Source organism: Acidobacteriota bacterium, from assembly GCA_030697165.1.
Lineage (GTDB): Bacteria > Acidobacteriota > Vicinamibacteria > Vicinamibacterales > UBA2999 > 12-FULL-67-14b.
On sequence record JAUYQQ010000015.1, the window covers coordinates 301,553 to 322,866 of the forward strand.

At 66.8% G+C, this 21,314-nt stretch carries 16 protein-coding genes; 7 read left to right on the forward strand and 9 right to left on the reverse strand.

The window, feature by feature from the left end; translation table 11 throughout:
* Positions 1 to 17: 17 nt before the first annotated feature.
* From Q8T13_14995 to Q8T13_15005, 3 genes are read right to left on the reverse strand one after another with little or no spacing between them, the layout of a single operon-like run.
* Positions 18 to 1,148, reverse strand: coding sequence for a PQQ-binding-like beta-propeller repeat protein (locus tag Q8T13_14995; protein ID MDP3719068.1), 1,131 nt, complete (start codon positions 1,146 to 1,148; stop codon positions 18 to 20).
* Positions 1,149 to 1,172: 24 nt separating this feature from the next.
* A complete protein-coding gene (locus Q8T13_15000) occupies positions 1,173 to 2,597 on the reverse strand; it encodes a PQQ-binding-like beta-propeller repeat protein (protein ID MDP3719069.1) in 1,425 nt (474 codons plus the stop codon).
* On the reverse strand, positions 2,594 to 4,837 hold the full coding sequence (locus Q8T13_15005; protein MDP3719070.1) for a PQQ-binding-like beta-propeller repeat protein: 2,244 nt from the start codon (positions 4,835 to 4,837) through the stop codon (positions 2,594 to 2,596). Before Q8T13_15005 ends, Q8T13_15000 begins: the two co-directional genes overlap by 4 nt.
* A gap of 275 nt (positions 4,838 to 5,112) precedes the next feature.
* On the opposite strand from Q8T13_15005, the gene Q8T13_15010 reads away from it, so the two are divergent.
* The 7 genes from Q8T13_15010 to Q8T13_15040 are packed head-to-tail and all read left to right on the forward strand — an operon-like array spanning position 5,113 to position 14,154.
* Positions 5,113 to 5,679 (forward strand): carboxypeptidase-like regulatory domain-containing protein, encoded by a 567-nt coding sequence (locus Q8T13_15010; protein ID MDP3719071.1) that lies wholly within the window; start codon positions 5,113 to 5,115, stop codon positions 5,677 to 5,679.
* A 14-nt stretch (positions 5,680 to 5,693) separates the two neighbouring features.
* Complete coding sequence (locus Q8T13_15015; GenBank protein MDP3719072.1) at positions 5,694 to 7,931, forward strand: polysaccharide biosynthesis tyrosine autokinase; 2,238 nt, start codon at positions 5,694 to 5,696, stop codon at positions 7,929 to 7,931.
* Between the two features lie 3 nt (positions 7,932 to 7,934).
* A complete protein-coding gene (locus Q8T13_15020; GenBank protein ID MDP3719073.1) occupies positions 7,935 to 9,359 on the forward strand; it encodes an O-antigen ligase family protein in 1,425 nt (474 codons plus the stop codon).
* A complete protein-coding gene (locus Q8T13_15025; GenBank protein MDP3719074.1) occupies positions 9,356 to 11,107 on the forward strand; it encodes a carbamoyltransferase C-terminal domain-containing protein in 1,752 nt (583 codons plus the stop codon). Before Q8T13_15020 ends, Q8T13_15025 begins: the two co-directional genes overlap by 4 nt.
* Positions 11,107 to 12,345 (forward strand): glycosyltransferase family 4 protein, encoded by a 1,239-nt coding sequence (locus tag Q8T13_15030; GenBank protein MDP3719075.1) that lies wholly within the window; start codon positions 11,107 to 11,109, stop codon positions 12,343 to 12,345. The genes Q8T13_15025 and Q8T13_15030 overlap by 1 nt, the downstream gene beginning before the upstream one ends.
* Positions 12,342 to 12,947 carry a sugar transferase gene (locus Q8T13_15035; GenBank protein ID MDP3719076.1) on the forward strand — a complete coding sequence of 202 codons (606 nt, stop codon included), beginning with the start codon at positions 12,342 to 12,344 and terminating at the stop codon, positions 12,945 to 12,947. The genes Q8T13_15030 and Q8T13_15035 overlap by 4 nt, the downstream gene beginning before the upstream one ends.
* A gap of 40 nt (positions 12,948 to 12,987) precedes the next feature.
* Complete coding sequence (locus Q8T13_15040) at positions 12,988 to 14,154, forward strand: NAD(P)/FAD-dependent oxidoreductase (GenBank protein ID MDP3719077.1); 1,167 nt, start codon at positions 12,988 to 12,990, stop codon at positions 14,152 to 14,154.
* Here the strand turns inward: Q8T13_15040 and Q8T13_15045 are convergent.
* From Q8T13_15045 to Q8T13_15070, 6 genes are read right to left on the reverse strand one after another with little or no spacing between them, the layout of a single operon-like run.
* Entirely contained in the window at positions 14,151 to 14,945 is a 795-nt protein-coding gene (locus Q8T13_15045) for a glycosyltransferase family 2 protein (GenBank protein MDP3719078.1), read from the reverse strand. The genes Q8T13_15040 and Q8T13_15045 overlap by 4 nt on opposite strands.
* A complete protein-coding gene (locus Q8T13_15050; protein MDP3719079.1) occupies positions 14,946 to 15,614 on the reverse strand; it encodes a class I SAM-dependent methyltransferase in 669 nt (222 codons plus the stop codon).
* Positions 15,611 to 16,768 (reverse strand): glycosyltransferase, encoded by a 1,158-nt coding sequence (locus Q8T13_15055; protein MDP3719080.1) that lies wholly within the window; start codon positions 16,766 to 16,768, stop codon positions 15,611 to 15,613. Before Q8T13_15055 ends, Q8T13_15050 begins: the two co-directional genes overlap by 4 nt.
* Positions 16,765 to 18,132, reverse strand: coding sequence for an oligosaccharide repeat unit polymerase (locus Q8T13_15060; protein MDP3719081.1), 1,368 nt, complete (start codon positions 18,130 to 18,132; stop codon positions 16,765 to 16,767). The genes Q8T13_15055 and Q8T13_15060 overlap by 4 nt, the downstream gene beginning before the upstream one ends.
* Positions 18,125 to 19,975 (reverse strand): asparagine synthase (glutamine-hydrolyzing), encoded by a 1,851-nt coding sequence (gene asnB, locus Q8T13_15065; protein ID MDP3719082.1) that lies wholly within the window; start codon positions 19,973 to 19,975, stop codon positions 18,125 to 18,127. Before asnB ends, Q8T13_15060 begins: the two co-directional genes overlap by 8 nt.
* Positions 19,951 to 21,300 carry a hypothetical protein gene (locus Q8T13_15070; GenBank protein MDP3719083.1) on the reverse strand — a complete coding sequence of 450 codons (1,350 nt, stop codon included), beginning with the start codon at positions 21,298 to 21,300 and terminating at the stop codon, positions 19,951 to 19,953. Before Q8T13_15070 ends, asnB begins: the two co-directional genes overlap by 25 nt.
* Positions 21,301 to 21,314: the final 14 nt, after the last annotated feature.

Below are 21,314 nucleotides of genomic sequence, written 5' to 3' on the forward strand. Positions count from 1 at the left end.
AGCGAACGGGAATTCGGCTACGCAAAGCACAGCAAGCGGCCCGCGGTCGAGCCGATGACCAGGCGGCCCGAGGCGAGCGCCGGGGACGCGCTGAGGGCGGCGCCTTCATCGTGTTGCCACACCACCTTGCCGCTGGCGAGATCGAACGCATACAGGCGGCCGTCGTTCGAGCCCACGTAGACGCGGCCACCGGCAATCGCCGGCGACGAGTCAATGCGGGCACGGGTCATGTGCGTCCAGCGCGCCTGGCCGGTCTTCGCGTCGAGGGCGTGGACCATGCGGTCGCGGCCGCCGATGACGACCGTGCCATCCACCACCGCGGCCGACGAGTAGAACGGGAACTTGCGGTCGGGATGCTCGTAGCGCCACAGCACCTTGCGCGAGGCCAGGTCGAGCGCGAGCACCTGGTTGTCGAACGTCCCGAAATACGCAACGCCGTTGACCATGGCGACTGACGCGCCGGTATACGCCGTGGCCGAGGTATTCAGCCGCTCCTTGCCGGTCTTCACGTCCACCGCGTGGAAAATCTCGTCGCAGCCGGCAAAGTGCGCGACGCCGTTGACGATGCACGGCGTGCCGTGGACGTAGTTCTCGGTGCCGTACACCCACACCTGCTTGCCGGTCGCGGCGTTCAGGCCGTAGAGCTTGCCGTCGTACGATCCCATCAACAGCAGATCGCCCACCACGACCGGCGATGACTTGATCTCGGACTGCGTCTTGAAGGTCCACGCCGGCTTGCCGTCGGCGATGTTCACGGCGTGCACCACGCCGATCAGGTCGCCGATGTAGACGCGGCCGTTGGCGACCGTCGGCGACGATTCGCCAATGGCTTCGCCGGCCTTGTACCGCCAGCGCAGCTTGCCGTCAGCCAGCCCCACCGCGATGAGCTCGCCGGTCGCGGTGCCGACGTAGACCACGCCGTCGACAATCGCCGCCGACGAATCAAACGCCTCGCCGCCCTCCCACGCCCACGCCAGCTTCGGCGCCGGCGCGATGGTGGTGGCCGAGATACCGGTCAGCGTTGGGGAGCCGCGAAACTGGACCCAGCGATCCGCAGGGGCACTGGCGGGCGCCTGCATCGCCTGCGCCAATAATCGCGGCGCCGTTGCCAGCGCCGCGCACGACAGCAGGAACTCTCGACGTCTCATCGCACCGTAGGCACGTTAGGCACCCTATTTCTTCAGCTGCGCGCCTTCAGACAGCGCGTAGAGCTGGTTGCGGTTCATGATGAACAGGGCGCCGTTGGCCGGCACCGCGGTCGCATAGACGGAACTGCCCATGTTCATCTCCGACACCAGCTTGAACGTCTTGCTGTGCTCCATGACCGCGACGTCGCCGTCCTCGTCACCCAGGTAGACCTTGTCGCCGATGATCATCGGCGAGCCCCAGATGGCCGCGAACATGTCGTGGGTCCAGTACGGCTTGCCGGTCTTCAGATCGAGGCAGTGCAGGAAGCCGCTGAAGTCGGCCAGGTAGATCAGGCCGTCCTTGATCGCGGCGGTCGAAATCGACCGGCGAATCTTGTCGAAGTGCCAAATCACGCCGGCGGTGGTGATGTCGCCGCGCTTGGTGCCGTCAATGGCATAGGCATGGCCGATGCCTTCGCCGTGCTCCGGGTCCTGTCCGTTCGAGATGTAGACCACGTTGTCGAAGATGACCGGGGTGCTGATGACTTCGTTGCGGGTCTTCGGCCACACCGAGTCCTTCGGATTGGTGTCGAACTCCCATAACTTCTTGCCGCTCTGCGCCTCGTAACCGCGCACCCAGCCGTCGCCCTGCGCATGCACGACCTGGCGCACGCCGCCGATGTCGCCGACCGCGGGCGTCGACCACTGGCCATGCAGCACGTTCTCGCCGACCGAGTTGTCTTCCCACACCAGCTTGCCGGTCGTGCGGTCAAGCGCGATGATCGACGGCGCCTTGGGCGAGGGCACGTTGACGTGGCTTTCGTCCTGGCCGTTGCCGGTGCTGCAGTACAGCAGGTTGTGGTCGTGGACCGGAGAGCAGTTCGCCAGGTTGTGAGGAAACGCGCCGACCTCCTCCATCATGTCGAATATCCACAGGATGTCGGGGTCGTGCTTGCCGGTGAGCTTCTCTTCCTTGTAGGGGCCGTCGTTCTCGTTGTCGTGGAAGCCCTGCAGATCAGCGGCGACAATCTGGCCACGGTTCGACGTGAAATACGCCACGCCGTCGATGATCAGCGGCGAGCTGGCAATCCCCTGGAACGGCCAGTCGTTGGCACGGCCGGCCGCCAGCTTCTCGAAAGTCGCCTGCCACATGAACTCGCCGGTGGTTTCGCGAAACGCCATCAGGACGCCGCGGTCGCCGCCCTGCTTGGGATCGCGCAGCGCTTCATTGTTGGTGCCAACCAGCACGACGCCGCCGCCCACGGTAGGGTTGCCGTACGACTGCGAGCCGAGTTCGGCCACCCACTTCACGTTCTTGCCGGTCTTGACGTCCCAGGTCGTGGGCAGGCCGGTCATGGGCGACATCATGTTGCGGCTGGGCGTGCCGCCCCACATCGGCCAATCGGTGGCCGACACGCCGACGGTGGTGGCCGCAAGAAAGACGACGATGGCTGACGTACGTTTCATCATTGGCTCTTGTAAACCTTCACGTTGTCGAAATAGACATCCGAGATGCCGTCGGCGTAAATGCCGGGGCTTCCGGCCCGATGCGGAATCTGGTCGATCTTCTCAATCGTCCACGCCGCCGGCTCGGCGTCGGCTGCCGGCCACACCTTGCCGCGCACGCGGGCCGTGCCGTCGGGGAGGTGATCGACGCGCAGCTTCATGCGGTACCACTTGTCGGCGTCCCACGCGAACGGTACCCGCACGGTCATTTCGTCGGCCGCCTGCCATGGGTGGAGTTCCAGCTTCTGGCCGTTGCCGAACAGCACCAGTCCGTAGTGCTCGTTGAACAGCCCGAGGTCGCCGCGCTGGCGGCGCTGTTCGCGCGTCTGCACGTCGGCCTCGACGGTGTAGCCGGCCAGGTTCGGCTGGCCAAAATAGACCTTGGCGCGGCGGCCGACGGTCTCGTCGCGCGGACGCATCAGCACCTTGCCGACGCCCTCAACCGTGCGCTGGAACACCTTGCCGGGCGCACCCACCCACCACGCGGGCGGCGCTTCGGCGGTCGCGTCCTCGAAGTCCCAGCTCCACGGCATCGGTTCGATCACGCGCACGCGCGCCGTGCCGCTGATGCCGCCGACCGTGGCCTTGACCACACCGGCCGTCGAACCGGTCTTGGCCGCCGTATAAGTGCCCTTCGCGTCGACCGCCCCCGTCAGCTGCTCGACGCTCCACTCGGCCGCCGGCTCCTCGCGAATGAAGTTGCCCTTGGCGTCGAACAGCCGCGCCGTGAGCGTGGCCGTCTGCCCCGGCGACAACAGCGTCTCGTACGGGAACACCTGCACCACCGCGGGGGCGTCCGCCTCCCCTCGCGCAGGCTCTGGCGAGCTACGGCGAGACCCCGCCGTAGCGGCCTCCGGCCGCGAAGGCGGGGCCGCCGGACGAGGCACTCGCTTGCCGATGGCGTACATGGCATCCATCGTCGTCACGTAGATGCGGCCGTCGGCGGCAATCGGCGAGGCAACGATCGGCTCCGGTGTGGTCGCCGTCCCCAGCGCGTCCTCGTCCAGCACCTCGACGCCGGTGGCGCTCGGCCGCAGGATGTAGAACTTGCCGTTCTCGGTGCCGACATACAACTTGCCGTCGGCCAGCAGCGGCGACCCCTTCTGCAGCGTGCCGAGCGACTTCTCCCACAGCTTCGCGCCGGTCTTGAGGTCGAACGCGCCGACGATGGCGCTGTTGTCGACCGTGTAGAGACGCTCGGCATCGAACACCGGGGAGGCAAAGCTTGGGAGGAAGCCGCGCGTCCGCCACTTGTACACGTCTGGCGTCAGCACGCCGGTCTTGGTCGCGTCGATCGCGGCAATCATCCCCATCTCGGTGGTGTCGAGGTTTTCTTCACCATGGGTGAGGTAGACGACGTTGTCGCGGAACAACGGGCTATTCAGGATCGCCCGCTTGCTGACATCGAGCGACCAGATCCGCTCGCCGGTGTTCAGCTTGAGCGCGTGGTAGCCGCCGTCGGTGCCGCCGACGATCAGCGCGCGCGTGCCGTCAATGGTGTGGACAATCGGCGTCGAGTAGTTGGTGTCGTAGTGGCGCTGCTGCGGCGAGGCAATCCACACCGTTTGTCCGGTCTTCTTGTCGAACGCAAAGAACCGGTTGCCGGTGCGACTGAGGTCGCCCCAGGCCATTACCAGCGCGTTCAGGATCACCTTGTCGCCTTCGACGATCGGCGACACCGTCCGGCCGCCGTGCGTCGTGACGGCGCCGTACTCGTCCGGCAGTGAGCGATCCCACAGGATCTTGCCGTCGGGCGCGAGGCAGACGAGCTGGGCCGACACCGTGAACAGGTAGATGTTGCCGGTTTCCGGGTCCACCGCCGGCGACGCCCACGACGAGCGGTGTTGCGGCACGTCGCTCAAGTACTGGCTGAAGCGCCGTTCCCACACGATCTTGCCGGTCTCGGCGTCGAGCGCCACCAGCCGTTCCTGGGTACTCGCGGGATCGCCGGTCGGCGTATTGAGATAGATCCGGTCCCCGAACACCACCGGCGCCGAGCGGCTGCCGATCGGAATGCGCCACGCCAGGTTGTCGCCCGACGGCGACCACTGCGACGGCAGGTTGGTCTCGGTGGAGCGGCCATCGCGCCCAGGCCCGCGCCATTCCGGCCAGTTGGCGGCGCCGGTGACGGCAATGGTCCCGGCCACGAACGCGGCCACCAGGCCGGCCCGGCGCAGGTTGGATGGCATGAATGCGGGATACATGATTGGCTTACGCAATCCTTTCACAGGCCGTTTACGAAACGGCCTCACCTTCGAATGCTATCCGGTTCACATCCCGGCGCGACCTGCCTTTCAGAGCGTGTAAAACTGGGGTGGGCCGAAAAAACCCTTAAGCTGGGTGTAGGATGGACAAATAATACCTTAGTGTCGTATATTGTCATACAGGCTACCGGAGTCAATCGCGCATCCGATACAGAGAGTAAGTCACTATAGTTGCAGTGGTGACCGGTGTCGGTCAGCGGCGGGAGTAACACCGAATGAAAAAGCACATATTCGCGGTCATTTGCGGCGCCGTTGCCATCAGTGCCGTCGCGGCCAGCGCGCAGCAATCTGGTGTCGCGACGCTTGTGCCACGCGGGCAGGCCTTGAAGTTTGCCGAGCCCTGGCGGCCGAACGGCGCCAGCGGGGCCACGCGCGTCATTGGCACCGTGATTGACATCCAGCAAACGCCCGTCGCCGGGGCCAGGCTGCGCTTGCGCAACCTCGCCACCGGCGCCATCGACGACACTGTGGAGTCGAACGCAAACGGCGAGTACGCGTTCGAAATTGACAGCTCCGGCGCCTACGTCGTCGAAATGGTGCTCGTCGACGGCTATATTCTCTCGCTCAGCAACGCCGGCTCGGTGGCGCGCTTCGAGACGCTGCAGACGGTCATTCAATTGCCGGGGCGGTGGGATGCGGGGCGTAACAACATGACGATGCAGCAGGGCTTCGGCGGATTTCTCGGCATGAGCGCCGCGACCAGCATGACCAACGGCACCCTGTCGCTCGCCCTCCAGGAAGGCGTGTCGACCGTGGCTTCCAGAGAACCGGTTTCGCCGTAAGCCGTCGTTGCATCATGTCTGACGAAACAACCACACCTCGACCGACGCCGCCCGAGTTGGGCGACAACTCGTCGGCGGGCCCGGATTCGCACCTCTTCGATCGCCTGTCGGTGCTTTACAAGTACCGGTGGGCCAGCCTTACCGTGTTCGCACTGGTCGTCGGCTGGGTCATGGTCGACAGTTACACGCGCATCCCCGTCTACCGGGCGCTGGCGCGGGTGCTGATCGAGGATCCCAACACCGACATCACGACGCCCTCGGAAATCAGTCGCAATATTTCCCTTGCCGACCCTGAGATCTACGTGCAGACGCAGCTGCGTATCATGCGCGGCCGGGACTTGGCAAGCCGTGTGGCAGTCAAGCTCGACATGCAGCGCGTGCCGGAGTTCAACGGCCAGGGCCCCAAACCGACGCAGTTGGCGGTGGGCATTGCGCTCGTCAAGCATTACGCCGCCTGGCCGTACCGCCTCATCACGTCCAGCTCAATCGGGCCACCGGCGCCACTGGGTGACCTGAACGCCGATGCGTCGAGCTACCCCGACGCGTTGCTCAGCCGACAGAGTGTGGCGCCGGTCCGCGGCAGCCAGTTGGTGGACATCATGTTCGACGCCGCCGACCCGGCCTTCGCGGCGAGCGCCGCCAACGCCTTTGCCGACGAGTTTGTCACCAGCAATCTTGAGTACAAGGTCTCGACGCTCGAGAAGAGCGCGGACTGGCTGACCGGCGAAGTCAGGAAGCAGGCCGAGTTGGTGAAGCAGAGCGAGATGGCCCTCGCGCAGTACAAGGAAACCGAAGACGCCGGGTCGCTCGACAGCAACCAGAACATCATCCTGGCCCGGCTGACGCAGTCGAACGAGGCGGTGACCAGGGCGCGGCTCGAGCGCATCCAGAAGGAGGGCCTGTGGCGGCAACTCCAGGATGCCGGGACCGATGTCGACTCGATTTCGTCGGTGCTGAACAACACCTACATTCAGAGCCTGCGCGCCTCGGTCAACACGCTGCAACAGGATCGCTCGCGCGCGGCCGAACGCTACGGCGAGAAGCATCCGGACTACCAGAAGGCGGTCACTGCCCTGGCCAACGCCGAACGGACGCTGGACGGCGAAATTCGCAAGGCGGTCCAGAACGCCAAGAACGAGTTCGACGCGGCGGTGACGCAGGAGCGCGAACTGCAGCGGCAGCTGAACGAGTCGAAGGTCGCGGCGACCGAGCTCGGCCGCAAGGGCGTCAACTACGCGGTGCTGTCGCGTGAGGCGGAGTCGAACCGCACGGTCTACAACCAGCTGCTGACGCGCGAAAAGGAATTGCGGGTCGTCGCCAACAGCCGGACCAACAACGTGCGCGTGGTTGACCGCGCCGAGATTCCGGCCGTGCCGTTCGCGCCGAACCACCGCCGCGACTGGCTCTACGCGATCGCGCTCGGCCTCGCCTTAGGGCTGGGCATTGCTTTCGGCATCGACTACCTGGACGACACCGTCAAGACGCCCGACGACATCACCCGTCGCCTGCGGCTCAAGTTCCTCGGCCTGGTGCCGATCGTCGCGGGCGAGCGTCACCCGCTAATCTCGGGCCCGGTGCCGCACGACTTCGGCGAAGCCTACCGCGCCATTCGCACGTCACTGACGGCGCAGTTCACGCACGACGGTCCGCGCGTGGTCGCGGTCGCCAGTTCGCAGCCGCTCGAGGGCAAGACGACGACCGCGGTGAACATCGCCATGGCGCTGGCGGTCGGCGGCGCCCGCGTGCTGCTGATCGATGCCGACATGCGACGGCCCAGCGTCCACAAGGCGCTGCGCATGACCAACGATCGCGGTCTGTCGCAGTTGCTGGCCGGACAGGCCCGCATGCGCGAAGTCGTCCAGCGCACCCACGACCCGAACCTGCTGACCATCACCGCCGGGCGCACGCCCGCCAACCCGTCGGAACTACTGGCGTCGGACCGCATGCGCGCCTTGCTCACCGGTCTCGAAACCGGCCCATTCGACTGGATCGTCATCGATACGCCGCCGGTACTGGCGGTCACCGATGCCGTCATCCTTGCCCCGCTCGTCGGCGCCATGGTCTTCGTGATCGGCGCGGAAATGACGCGCTGGCGACTGGCCGAACGCGCGGTCGAGACCCTGCTCGGCAGCAATCCGCGCCAGGTGCTCGCGGTGCTGAACAAGGTCAACTTCGGACGCAACAAGTACTACTACTCGCGCTACTACGGCCACCAGTACAAGAACTATTACGCAGAATCGCCGGCGGCCTGATCCGTGCAGCGCGCGCTGCTCGTCCTGCTGGTCGCCGCCTCCTACCTGCTGTTTGCCGGCGCGCCGTCGTGGACGACGGCGCCGCTGCTCGGCCTGGCGGTGCTGGCGGCGGCGGTCGCTCCGCGCCGCACCCTGAACTTCCCGCCCGAATGGCGGGCGCTTGACCTCGCGCTGGTCGCCATCGTCGCGGCCATCCTGCTGCAGACCGTGCCGCTGCCGCCGGCGCTCGTCACCACCCTGTCGCCCGAAGCCGGCCGCGTGCGCGCGGCGCTGACGTTTGCGACCTTGGAGACCACCGGGTGGGCGGCGTTGTCGATCGATCCAGGAGCCACGCGCCACAGTGCCGCCACGGTGACACTGGGCATCCTCACCTTCTGGGTCGCGCGCGCGCTGTTCGGGGCCGGCGGCAACACTCGTTCGTTCTGCCGCATGCTGGCCGTGCTCGGCGCGGTGGTCGCGATCGCCGCCGTCGTGCAGAAGGCGATCGCGCCGCGTTTGCTGTTGTTCGTGATGACGCCGGAAGCGCGCAGCGCAAGCCCGTTCGGCGCCTTCACCAATCGCAATCACTTCGCGGCCTGGCTGCTCCTGGTCACGGCGCCGGTCTTCGGTTACCTGATCGCCCGCCTGCGAACCCACCCGACCTATCGGGCCCGCCACTGGCGGGAGGCACTCAGGCGATTCCTCGGTTCCGGCATCGTGCTGACCGCGGTCTCCGTGTTGACTACCGTGTTGGTGATGTTGGCGACACTCTCGCGATCGGCGGTGGCCGGCCTCGGTGCGGCCGCGCTCTGCGGCTGGTGGCTCGGACGGCCCCGGATGGGCATGGAACGGACCAGCCTGCCGACGATACTCGCCGGGGTTGGCGTCGTGCTGGTGGCGACGATGGCCTTCGTGGACATCGATGGTTGGGCCGTGCGCCTGCAACAGACGTGGAGTCGCGAGCCGCTGGCGTTCAGCCGCGTGACCATCTGGCGCGAGAGCCTGCCGATGGTGCGCGACTTCTGGCTGACCGGCACCGGGGCCGGAACCTTCTCCGACGCCATGTCTCAGTACCAGCAGACCCAGATGTGGGTGGGCTCGATGGGACGCTGGGCGCACTTCAACAACGCTCACTCCACCTACATCCAGGTCGCAAGCGAGGGTGGGCTGCTCTTGGCCGTCCCTGCGCTGACGGCGCTGGGGCTGTTCGCGATGCTGGGCTACCGCGCGGTTCGATCCGATAAGGGAGAGATGTTCTGGATGCGCCTGGGCGCTGCCGCTGGGCTGGTCGGGCTGGCCGTGCAGGGCGTGTGGGAGGTGCCGCTGACCATGCCGGCCAATGCCGTGCTGTGCGGAGTGGTGGCCGGGCTGCTGGTATTCCGGCGCGACAGTTCGCAGCCCGCCGGCACGGCCGACGGCCCGAGGCCGGCAAGGTTGTCCGCCTCATGATTATCGTCGGGCTGAACGCCTATCACGGCGATGTCGCCGTGGCCGTGCTGCGCGACGGCGAACTGGTAGCCGCGCTCGAGGAAGAGCGTTTCTGCCGGATCAAGCACGTCGCCGGCTTTCCGTCCCGCGCGATTGCGCGGGGCCTGGCCATGGCCGGTGCGCGGCCGGACGAAGTCGATGTGTGGGCGGTCGCCCGCGGCCGGCGGGTGCACCTGGCGCGAAAGGCGTGGTTCGCCCTGACCCATCGCCCCGGCAAGGCGCTGCTCGAACAGTACCGCAACACCGCCGGCAAGAACACGGCGATTGCCGACGTCATCGCCGACACGTTCGGTTTGGATCGGGCGGCGGTCAACGCCCGCACGCGATACATCGAGCATCACCCGGCCCACCTCGCCAGCGCGTACCGCACGAGCGGCCTGGACGAAGCTGCGTGCTGCGCCATCGATGGGTTCGGCGACTTCGTGAGCGTCTCGACGGCGCATGGCCGCGGCGGCCGCCTCGACGTGCTCGACCGCGTGTACTTTCCGCACTCGCTGGGCCTGGTCTATCTCGCCATCACCCAGTACCTCGGCTTCAAGAAGTACGGCGATGAATACAAGGTGATGGGCCTGGCGCCGTACGGGACGCCGCGCCACGCCGAGGCGATTCACCAACTGCTGCGACTCGGGCCCGGCGGCGGCTTTCGCCTGAACCTCGAGTATTTCCGGCACTGGACCGGCGAAGCCACCATGACCTGGAACGCCGGTGAGCCCAACGTCCCGGATGTCTTCACCGACCGACTGATCGACCTGCTGGGTCCCAGCCGCAGACCCGACGAGCCGGTGACGAGCGCCCATGAAGACCTCGCGGCATCGGTGCAACGGGTGTTCGAAGACGCCGCCTTCCACGTGCTGCGCGGCGTGCACCAGAGGATCCCGGTCGATCACCTCTGCCTCGCCGGCGGTTGTGCCATGAACAGCGTGGCCAACGGCAAGATTCGCCAGAACACGCCGTTTCGCCACGTGTTCATCCAGCCCGCGGCCGGCGATAACGGCACCGCCCTTGGCGCGGCGCTCGAGGCGTGGCATCAAAGCGGCGTACGGGCACTCGGACCGCGTATGGAACATTCGTACTGGGGCACGTCCTACACCGACGCCGAGATTGCCACGGTGATTGCCGAGAGCGGGGTCGTGGCGCAGGGCCGCTGCCAGCTGACCACCATCGCCACTGAGGCGGCGCTCTGCGACGCGACGGCCGCGCGCCTGGCCGCCGGCGACGTCGTCGGGTGGTACCAGGGGCGAATGGAGTGGGGGGCGCGCGCGCTTGGCAATCGCAGCATCCTGGCGGATCCACGCCGCCGCGACATGCGCGACATCATCAACCAGAAGATCAAGTTCCGCGAGCGCTTCCGGCCCTTCGCACCGTCGATTCTCGCCGAGGCGATCGACGAGTACTTCGTTGATGCGGTGCACGACCCGTTCATGATCCAGGTGTATCCGGTCAGGCCCGAGAAACGGGACGTGATACCGGCGGTGACGCACGTCGACGGCTCCGGGCGGCTGCAGTCGGTGAGCCAGGTCAGCAACCCACGGTATTGGGCGCTGATCCGGGCCTTCCACGCGCAGACCGGGGTGCCGGTGCTGCTCAATACGTCGTTCAACGAAAACGAGCCGATCGTGGAACGGCCCGAACAGGCGCTGGACTGCTTCCTGCGCACCGACATGGACGTGCTCGTCATGGGCTCGCACATGCTCCGGAAGCCAAGCTGATGCCGGCGCCGGAGGGCGCGCCCGTGCGCGTCTGTTACTTCAATCGGTCGTATTGGCCCGACACCGGCGCCACCGGCCAGTTGCTCACGGAACTGGCGGAAGACCTCGCCTCGCAACATGGCATCGAGGTCACCGTCATTACGGGATATCCACTCAATGATGTGGCGTCCGGCTTCAGCCGGACCATCGCCCGCACGGAGACCCGCAATGGCGTTCACATCGTGCGCGCCGCGGGCACCACGTTCGCGCAGCGCCGCTTCGCCGGCCGCGCGGCCAACTACCTCACCTACTTCATCTCGGCGTTGTGGGCGGCCGTGCGACTGCCCCGCCAGGACGTGACCGTGGCGCTGACCGACCCGCCCATCATTGGGCTGGCCGCGCTCGCCGCCCGGCCGCGCCACGGCATGGTGTTCTTCTGCCAGGACATCTTTCCCGAAGTCGCCGGCCTCCTCGAAGACTTCCATAGCCCGCTGGTGAACGGGCTGCTCGATCGTCTGAACCGCTTCCTGGTCGACCGCGCCCGGCGCATCGTCGCGCTGGGCGACACCATGGCGCGGCGCCTGGTCGACGGCAAGGGCGCGGCGCCCTCGAAGATCACCGTGATTCACAACTGGGCAGATACGACGGCGATCGTGCCGGACGGAAAGCAGAATCCGTTTGCCGCCGCCCACGATCTGGCCGGCCGCTTCGTGGTGCTGCATGCCGGCAACATCGGCCATTCGCAAAACCTCGACGCCGTGATCGACGCCGCGGCACGCCTGGCGGCGCGTCCCGAGATCCTGATGCTGTTCATCGGCGACGGCAACCGAAAGCCGGCGCTGCAGGAGGCGGTTCGGGCGCGCGGCTTGGACAACGTGCGCTTTCTGCCCTTCCAGCCACGCGAGCACCTGCGCTGGACCTATGCGACGAGTGACGTCTGCCTGGTGTCGTTGAAGCCCGGCCTGGCCGGTTACATCGTGCCGAGCAAGCTCTACCCGATTCTGGCCGCGGGCCGGCCGTACGTGGCGGCCGTCGAGGCGTCGAGCGAAGTGGCGGCGCTGACAGCGACCCATGGCAGCGGGGTCGTCACCGCGCCGGGCGATTCAGCGGCCCTGGCGGCGGCCATCGTCGCGCTGGCCGACGATCCAGAGCGCCGGCTGGCCATGGGCGCGCGCGCCAGGGACGCGGCGGCTCTGTTCGCGCGGGACCGCCAGGTGTCGGCCCATGCCCAGGTGCTGCGCGAGGTCGCCGGCCGATGATCAAGCGTGGGTTTGACCTGCTCGTGTCCGGGGCCGGGCTGGTCGTCTTCTCACCGATCGCGCTGCTGATTACGATTGCGATCAAGCTCGAAGACCGGGGACCCGTGCTGTTCACCCAGGAACGGGTCGGCCGCCATGGCCGCGTGTTTCTGGCGTACAAGTTCCGCTCGATGATCGTCGATGCCGAGAAACACACCGGTGCCGTCCAGGCCACCGAGAACGATCCGCGGGTCACCCGGGTCGGCCGGGTGCTGCGGGCCACGGCGTTCGACGAACTGCCGCAGTTGCTGAACATCTTCAAGGGCGACATGAGCGTGGTGGGGCCGCGGCCGTTGCGGCCGGGCGAGGCCGACACGACCGCCGACGGGCGCCATGTGCCGCTCAGCGCCATCCGCGGCTACGAAGCGCGGCACCGGGTGCGGCCCGGGCTCACCGGACTGGCACAGGTCTACGCCGCCCGCGACCTGCCGCGCCCGGGCAAGTTCCGCTACGATCTGCTGTACCAGCGGCGCGCGACCTTCTGCCTCGATCTGCGCTTGATCCTGCTCTCGTTCTGGATCACGCTGCGCGGCCGGTGGGAAGATCGCGCACCGAAGGTTTGACGACGGCCGCAGCAACCGGCCCTGTATAATCTGACGTTAAATGCTCGATGTCGTGATCATTGGCGGCGGTCCTGGTGGCCTGTCGGTTGCCCGCTGCCTCGCCGCCCTCGGACGGTCGGTCACCGTCCTCGAAGAGCACGACACCATCGGCACGCCGGTGCACTGCACGGGCGTGCTGGCGGCCGACGCGATCGACGCGCTAGGCTTGCCGGCCGAGTCGGTGCTTAATCCCCTCGCCACCGTCAAGTTCGTCGCGCCGTCGGGGCACTCGTTTGAATACACGACCGCCACCACCGAAGCCGTCGTCATCGATCGCGCGATGTTTGACGCCGCCATGGCCGGCCGGGCCGAGTTGGCCGGGGCCATCGTCTTGCGCGGACGCCGCGTGACGGCCATCGATCCGGCGGCCGACGCCGTGCGGATCACCCTGGCTGACGGCGAGACCGTGACCGCCCGCACCGCGGTCCTGGCCTGCGGCGCCAACTACACGTTCCAGCGCCGGCTGGGCTTCGGCATGCCTTCCACCTTCCTTCAATCGGCCCAGCTCGAGCTGCCGGCCGATCGCCCGGGCGACGTCGAGATGCACTTCGGATCGGAGATCGCACCCAAGGGATTTGCGTGGGCGGTGCCGGTCAAGCGGTCCTACGGCACGTTCGCCCGCATCGGCGTGATGGCCGACGGCGACGCCAGTGAATATTTCTCGCGGATGCTCGCGCGGGTGCGCGAGCGCTGGTCGGTGGCGGTGCCCGACACGCTCAGCCCGCGCCGGCGCATGCTGCCGCTCGGCGGCGTGCGGCGCAGCTATGGCGATCGGGTGTTGGCGGTGGGCGACGCGGCGGGACTGGTGAAGCCGACGACGGGTGGCGGGATTTACTACAGTGTCATCAGCGGCGAGATTGCCGCCGAGGTGCTGCACGTCGCCCTGGCGGGCAACGACTTGTCGGCGGCGGCGTTGCGCGATTACGAACGGCGCTGGCGCGCGCGCTTCCAGTCGGAGTTCAAGGCGCAGCTGGCCCTACGTTTTGTCGCGCAGCGCATGCGCGACACCGATATCGACGCGCTTTTCGACCTGGCCAAGACCGACGGGATCCTGCCGCTGGTGCGAAAGACGGCTCGGTTCAACCAGCACCGCGACTTCATTCTCGCGCTGCTGCGGCACCAGCCAGCCCGCCGCGCGCTGTTCGGCCGGCTCGCCAGTTCGGCCTAGCTGTCCCGACTGGTGGCGTGACCACCTGCCAGCATTCGGTCGAGCAGGTACAGCGACAGGATGGCTTCGGCCGTGGCGCGTTGCAGGGCGTACGACAGCCCGGGCCAACCATCGAGCAGACCACCCCGCACGAGGTAGCAATAGACAAACATCGCCGGCGGGGCGATCACGATCAGGCGGCGCAGTCGGTCCAGCCAACCGAGCGACGCGACCGGTGCCGCGCCAAGCTTCTCCGCTTCCAGTCGCATATAGCGGGCTTGTGCGGCCAGCCAGTCGACCAGTGGCTTGCGGTCGTCATGGGCGATCGACGCTCGTAGCGAGGTGATCCGCCCCTGGACCTGAATCCGTTGCGTGTGGCCGTCCTGCGCGTAGCGCGCGCCCGCCCGCCGGAACAGGACCACGACAGGAGGATAGGCCGCACCTCGCAGTGGCGTGCCGTGGATGCAATAAGTGAACGACGCCAGATAGCCTGCCGTGTCGGCCCCGGGCAAGAGCGAGGCGATTTCCGCGACCAGATCCTGCGACAAGACAAAGTCGGCGTCGAGGGCCAGCACCCACTCGGTAGAGATGCCCGTGGACTCGAGCCCGAAGTTCCACTGCTCGGCATGTGTCGTGAACCGCCGCTCGAACACGCGCACGCCGGGATACTGCGCCAGGATCTCCCGGGTCGCGTCGGTGCTGCCGCTATCGACGACGACGATCTCGGTGGCCCACGACAGCCGCGCCAGCGTGCGGGCAAGGTTGGGCGCCTCGTTGAACGTAAGCAGGAGCGGGGTGATGCGGGCCTGCACTCACTCAACCTTGCGGGCAACACAGATCATGTTCTTCCAGAACCATGGCGCACGCCCGTAGAAGTGAAATCGGATATCCGAGAAGCCCGCGTTGCCGACAAGTTGGGACAATGTCTCGACGCTGAAGAACTTTATGTGCCCGCCTTGCCAGTGGACGCCGTGATGCTCGTCCCATTTACCGAGCACGCTGATGGCCAGGTTCTTCCAGTAGCCATGATACGGAGTCCCAACGATCAGCCGTCCCCCTGGACGGAGCAAGCGGGCCGCGGTTTCAATGAGGTCGGCAGGCCGGTACAAGTGCTCGATCACGTCGCTGGAGATCACCAGGTCAAACGCTGCCTCGTCCTCGTGCGCGAGGTCGGCGTCAGCGCCGAAGACCGCTCGTCGGAACGTGACGTTATCGCTCGCATAGTACTGTCGTGCCGCCTCCAGGTAAGGAACCGACGCATCCAGCCCCACTACGCGATGTCCGAGTGCCCCAAGCCTGCCGGCCAGGTATCCGTTGCCACACCCCAGGTCGCAGATCGACCGCACGTCAGGCTGCTGGCGAACGAGGGTCACTAGTAATTCGGCCAGCTCTAACCCGATGCGGCCATTGAGGGGCCCCGGCTGCGCCTCGCCCCAGTCATCCGGGTTGACACTCCGCGATTCGACGGTGCCGTTGCTCAAGCCACAATCTCCTGATAGACCCGCTCCATGCGCTCGGCGACTGCGGCCCACCCGTAGTGTTGGGCCGTCGCACGGCCTCGCTCCCCCATCGTCCGTCGCAGCTGCGAATCGGCGACCAGCGCCGAAAGGCCCGCGCCAAGTGTCTTCGGCGCGCCGTCGATCACCCACCCGGCTCCGGAGTCGCGGACGAGGTCGGCAATTCCTACTTCGGGCGTGACGACGACCGGGCAAGCGGCCGCCATCGCCTCGAGCACGACGTTGCCGAAATTCTCGGAGTAGGACGGAAGGACCAGCGCCTGCGCGCAGTTAAGCAGCGCGGCCTTGCCTGCGCCGGGCACCGGTCCGCAAAACACGAGACGGCCGCCCACACCGGCTGCGGCAGCCCGCGCCTCCAGCGTGGTCCGGTAGCCTTCCTCATCGGGGCCCGCAATCACGAGCCGAACCCCCGGCACGTGCGGGAGAGCCGCAATCAGGCGGTCCAAGCCTTTCTTCCAGCTGATCCGCCCAATGAACAGGAGAAAAGGCGGGCCCTCGCAGAGGGCCGCGACCGCGGGTGAGAGGCCCACTGATGCCACCGGCGTGGGGACCAGATCCACGCCATTCGGCACCTCGTAGAGGGGCGGAAGAGCAAATCCGAAGGCCGCCGCTTCGGCCCGCTCGCGGGCGCTTGTCACATGAATGGCGGCCGCCTGCTCCAGAGTCCGCCGTCCGACGGCGGCGATCAGAAGCGTCTTCGTCACACGGCTCTTTTTCTTGATCAGCGCTTTCTCCAGCATGCCCCTCGGAGCCACCACATATGGCACACCGGCGCGTCGCGCAGCCTTCGCCGCAGCCCACACCGGCCACACGAACAAGGCGTGCAAGTGGGCGATGTCAAACGTTCCGATTTGGCCGGCGAGGGCGCCCGCCATCCGCGGCGACCAGTACAGCCGACGCAGGACTTTCGAAGGGAAATACCAGACCTGCACGCCGTCGAGCTCGACCGGCCTTAGCAGCGGCACGTCGGAATCGACGGCGCCATCGACGCTGGTCGTGAAGACGTGCACGTCGTGCCCGCGCGCGGCCAGCGCCCGGCAGAGCCCGTGCACCGACACGATGGTGCCGCCATAGCGGACCGCCGGCAGGTACGACGCCGCGACGTGCAGGATCCTCACACCGCCCCGGAGGACTTCGGGGTGACGAGGCGATTGACACCCCACCACGCCACCAGGGCGTAGCTCATGATGATCAGATCCTGCATGGAGCGCAGGCCCGCCACCAGCACCATCACGGCAAGGGCGTAGACGATGGGGTTCTTGGCCGTGATGCCGACGTCGCGGAGGGTGCTCGCGGTGCTGGCCAGGCGGCCATGAAACCAGGCGCCGAAGATCAGCGCCGGCCATCCCCACGAAAGATACCACTCGCCGATGATCGAAGTTGACAGGCTCAAGCCCTTCATACCGATTTCTGTCGGCAAGTCGAAGCCGGCGTTAATGGGCTTCCCGGGCCAGAACACTCGTGGCACCGGCCGCACCAGCGTGAAAACCAGCTGCTGCGAATACACATAGTCGCGCCGGCTGGGCACCAACTCGATGACCTGCGCCAGGCGGAGAAAGTTGTCATCTACGTGCAGGTAGTCATACTGGCTTTCGCTGTTGAGAAACTCGTCGTAGCCACGGGTCCGGATGTTGAGCATGAACTGCATGGTCCAGACCATGGCAAGGCTGACTGCACCAACAGCGAGGAGCTTCCGGATCTTCATTCCGGACTGCGCCTGCACCCAGACGATCAAAGCCGCGCCCACGGTCACGAGGATGATACGCCGGCCGCCGCTCTGGGCCAGAAACAGCAGCATGACCAGGGATGCCGCGGCGGACAGCAGCGTTTCAAACCGCAGCCCGCGGCGCGCGAACAGCAGAGCCGTGAGGCTCGGCAGCACGTACCCGAAGTACGGCATCTGGTCGATGAAGGAACCCCACCCACCGAGTTGTCCCCGGCCCCACGGCACGTCCCACCGGTTGTTCCCCAAGTAGGAGAACATCGCGATGATGTCGAAATCGACGGAGTACATGTAGTTGAGCATGCCGAGAAAGAAACATACGGGGACCAGTCGCGCCACGGCCTTGGTGTTCAGCGGATTTCTGGCGACGCCTTCCAGGAATTTGGGCAACGCCCACGGCCGACCAATTGCGCCGGCCCACATCGCCGACGCCGACACGCCGACCGCAACCAGTGCGAGCCGCAATGCCTCGTTGGACGCATCGCCCAGGTCGTACGCGCCCTGGACCAGGTCCAACAACAGCCAGCCGACATAGCCGGCGGCGACAAAGTTGTCGGCGTTCATCATCGTCCGCGAGTTCGTGATCACCCGCATCGCCGGAACGAAGATGATGGACACGGCGAGAATCGCTCCCGGCACGACCAGCGCGCCGCGCGGCGCCGGGTTGTCGGGAAACAGCAGCAGGGCGCCAAGGGTCCCGAGCGCCGACGTGGCGAGCCCCAGCAGAGGGCCGTAATGTTCGCGCGACGTCTTATCCATGAACACGCCTGCCGACCCCTGGAACCACGGGTTCGTGAATGCTTGCCGACGTCGTCATCCGCTCCACCCATCGCTCGAGCATGAACACGCTCCACTTGCGGTACCACGTCTCGGTCGGGACCGGGCACGTGCGGCTGACCTCGGCAAACAGCTGGCGCCACTCGCCGTCCAGCCACTGTTCGAACGGGAGCTGGAAACAGCGTTTGGGCTGATGGGCGACCCACCCTGGCACTTCGGGCACGGCATCGAGCAGCAGCCGCTTGCCCGCGCGAAGACGCGTAACTGCCGGCACGCGACCCACGGCGTCGATCACCGCGGCATCCAGAAACGGCGTGCGCAGTTCGAGACCCCAGGCCATGCTCATTACGTCGCTTTCACGCAGCAACTGATTTCGCACGTACCGGGTCAACTCCAGACGGCTCACCGCGTCGCCGGTTGTGGGATCGGGCGTGGGAACATCCTGCATATCATCTTCCGGTTCGCCCTCAGTCGCTCCGCCGTAATGCTCTACCAGCTGGCGTGCTTCGGCCCTCGTGTAAATACCGCGAAACGTGGCGTAGGCCGTCAGGAGGCCCGCCGGCTGGCCCAGCATGTCACCGAGGCGGCGACCCCGGTGCCCAGGCGCCACGCCTTCGAGGGCGTGCCCCACGGCACGCCTCGCCAACGGGAAGCGGCTTAGCCGCAAGTCCCACCGCGCCAGTCGCGGCACCTCCGTAAACGAAGGGTAGCCGCCGAAGATCTCGTCGGCGCCCAACCCCGACAGCGCCACTGTCACGCCTCGTTCCCGCGCGAAACCCGCCAGCGCGAAGGTGTTGAGGCCGTCGATGCTGGGCTGATCGAAGGCGCCAAGAAACTTACTGAAGATCGCCCTGCCGGTGGCCGCATCGACCGGATAGTCCTGATGTTGCGTCGCGAAGTGCACGGCCACCCGGCGGGCCGCCGCCCCCTCGTCCGAGGGCACGCCGGGCAGCGACAAGGAAAAAGTCTGCAGGCCCTTGTGGCCGTTGGCGCTCGCCAACGCGACCAGGGCCGTGGAGTCGATGCCACCGCTCAGAAAGACGCCGACCGGCACGTCGCTCACGAAATGCTGCTCGACCGAGTCGAGCAGCGCCGCGCGGGTGGCCGCCACGGCATCAAGAGCCGGCATCGTCTCGGTCGGGAATCGAAGCGCCCAGTATCGCCCGCGCTCGAGGCGACCTGCATGCCACCGCGCGTGGTGGCCGGCCTCGAGGCATTGGACGCTACGCAACAGCGTTCGCGGCTCGGGGATTGAGCCGGTGCGAAAGTACTGATAGACCGCTCGCGGATCCAGTTCACGCGCCACCAGTCCAGACGCCAGCAGGGCGCGCACCTCCGATCCGAACACCAGCCCGCCCCTGCCCACGTGATAATAAAGCGGCTTGAGGCCAAAGCGATCGCGCGCCAACAGACACGTCTGCTCTCGCTCGTCCCACACCGCGAAGGCGAACATGCCCCGGAACAACTCGACGCACCTGTCGCCGTAGGCCTGATACGCCCGCAGGATCACTTCGGTGTCGGAACGGGTCGAGAACGCGGCGCCTTTCTGCGCGAGCGTGCGGCGCAGTTCAAGGAAATTGTAGATTTCTCCATTGAAGACGACCGTGTAACGGCCATCGGCCGTGGACATGGGCTGGTGCCCGGCGGGGCTCAGGTCAAGGATGGCGAGCCGTGTGTGCGCGAACGCGGCCAGGCCGGATGGGGAGCGCCACTGTCCGCGATCGTCGGGCCCCCGGTGCCGCAGCGCGCTTTGCATGGCATCAAGCGCGGGCCGCATATCGGACCGGCCGGCCTCGGCTGTCAGGATTCCTGCGATGCCGCACATGGAGGTGAGGAGCGATGGTCGACAAACCACCGGCGCTTGCCGGCGCGGTTGGTCTGCAGGTCTTCGGGATACGTGAAGCGAGCCCGTGCCAGCGCCGGGTGGACCTGGGCCAGACGCGCAAGGATCCGTGCTTCCATGGCGGCCCGGTCGGCGAGCGATGCGACAAGGCAGATCTCAATGCCCTCGTCTCGCAGCACCATCTGGATGTTGTAGACGCCGGCCTCCTGGTGGATGCAGTGGAAGATGGCGACGCTGTGGATTGCATCGTCGTCGTCGAGGTGGATCACGTCGTTGAGGCGGCCGCCGACGGCTTCGAAGCGCGTGACATGTCCGTTAGCCTGGCGCACTGGTCCAATCACGGTGTCGCCCAGCCGATAACGAATCAATGGGACGTATCGCTGGTAGAGCGACGTCAGCAGGACGGGATGTTCCTCGGCGGCACCATCGCCCGGTGGCTCGCACTCGAGATAGTTGAGATCTGAGTACACGTCAAAGGCCTCGGCCCCGTTCTTGAAGGCCACCTGTCCGAACTCCGCGCCGCCGTACTCCTGCACGACCGGACAGCCGAACAGGTCCTCGAGCAGCGCCACGGTGTCGGGCCGGGGGGGCGCTTCCGCGGTCGCCAGCACGAAGCGAACGCCGATGGCCCGGAAACGATCGCGAAAAGCCGTCGTGTAGCGGGCGAACAGATCCAACGCCGACGCATACCCGATCAAGCCCAGCGGGCGGAAGCGCAGCAGGGCGTCGGCGTAGGCTTCGCACGACGCCCGGTTCAGTCGATACGCGTCCACGCGCCGATAGCCGAGGAAGGCATCCGCCAGGCGGCGCTGCCAGTGATTGACCTTTCCGGCCCAGCCGGTACCAAGCAGATGGGCATGCCCCCAGATGAGGAACAGCCGCGAGCCTGGCTCGTATCCAAAGCCCTGCCATTCGGCGAGCTTGACTATGCGCATGAGGTCGCGCTCGGACTGATTGAGACCCATCCGCAACGGCGTGCCGGTGGATCCGGCGGTCTTGATGAAGGAATCGGGCGGCCCGGAGCGGCGAAGAAACTCAGCAGGCCGGTCCTGCAGCAGCTGTCGCGTCAGCACAGGAAGGCCCTGCACATCGGCCCAGGAATGAATCTCCGCCGGCACGCGGCCCGATCGTACCAGCGACGCATAGTACGGCACGTCGTTCACCGCATCGATCCACACTCGCTGGAACGCCTCGAGCTGCCGGTGCGACCAGGCCGTGGCGTCGGCCGCGGCCAGTTCCTGGCGGCGGGCCGCGGCGGCGGCGAGATGGCGCCGTACGGTACGGCCGGGCAGGAGCGTTGCCAACATGTGGGCGGTCGCGT

What these genes read in the sequence shown, in the direction of transcription:
- Q8T13_14995 (MDP3719068.1), bottom strand. Translation starts at nt 1,148, where the DNA reads ATGAGACGTCGAGAGTTCCTGCTGTCGTGCGCGGCGCTGGCAACGGCG.
- Q8T13_15000 (MDP3719069.1), bottom strand. Translation starts at nt 2,597, where the DNA reads ATGATGAAACGTACGTCAGCCATCGTCGTCTTTCTTGCGGCCACCACC.
- Q8T13_15005 (MDP3719070.1), bottom strand. Translation starts at nt 4,837, where the DNA reads ATGTATCCCGCATTCATGCCATCCAACCTGCGCCGGGCCGGCCTGGTG.
- Q8T13_15010 (MDP3719071.1), top strand. Translation starts at nt 5,113, where the DNA reads ATGAAAAAGCACATATTCGCGGTCATTTGCGGCGCCGTTGCCATCAGT.
- Q8T13_15015 (MDP3719072.1), top strand. Translation starts at nt 5,694, where the DNA reads ATGTCTGACGAAACAACCACACCTCGACCGACGCCGCCCGAGTTGGGC.
- Q8T13_15025 (MDP3719074.1), top strand. Translation starts at nt 9,356, where the DNA reads ATGATTATCGTCGGGCTGAACGCCTATCACGGCGATGTCGCCGTGGCC.
- Q8T13_15030 (MDP3719075.1), top strand. Translation starts at nt 11,107, where the DNA reads ATGCCGGCGCCGGAGGGCGCGCCCGTGCGCGTCTGTTACTTCAATCGG.
- Q8T13_15035 (MDP3719076.1), top strand. Translation starts at nt 12,342, where the DNA reads ATGATCAAGCGTGGGTTTGACCTGCTCGTGTCCGGGGCCGGGCTGGTC.
- Q8T13_15040 (MDP3719077.1), top strand. Translation starts at nt 12,988, where the DNA reads ATGCTCGATGTCGTGATCATTGGCGGCGGTCCTGGTGGCCTGTCGGTT.
- Q8T13_15060 (MDP3719081.1), bottom strand. Translation starts at nt 18,132, where the DNA reads ATGGATAAGACGTCGCGCGAACATTACGGCCCTCTGCTGGGGCTCGCC.
- asnB (MDP3719082.1), bottom strand. Translation starts at nt 19,975, where the DNA reads ATGTGCGGCATCGCAGGAATCCTGACAGCCGAGGCCGGCCGGTCCGAT.
- Q8T13_15070 (MDP3719083.1), bottom strand. Translation starts at nt 21,300, where the DNA reads ATGTTGGCAACGCTCCTGCCCGGCCGTACCGTACGGCGCCATCTCGCC.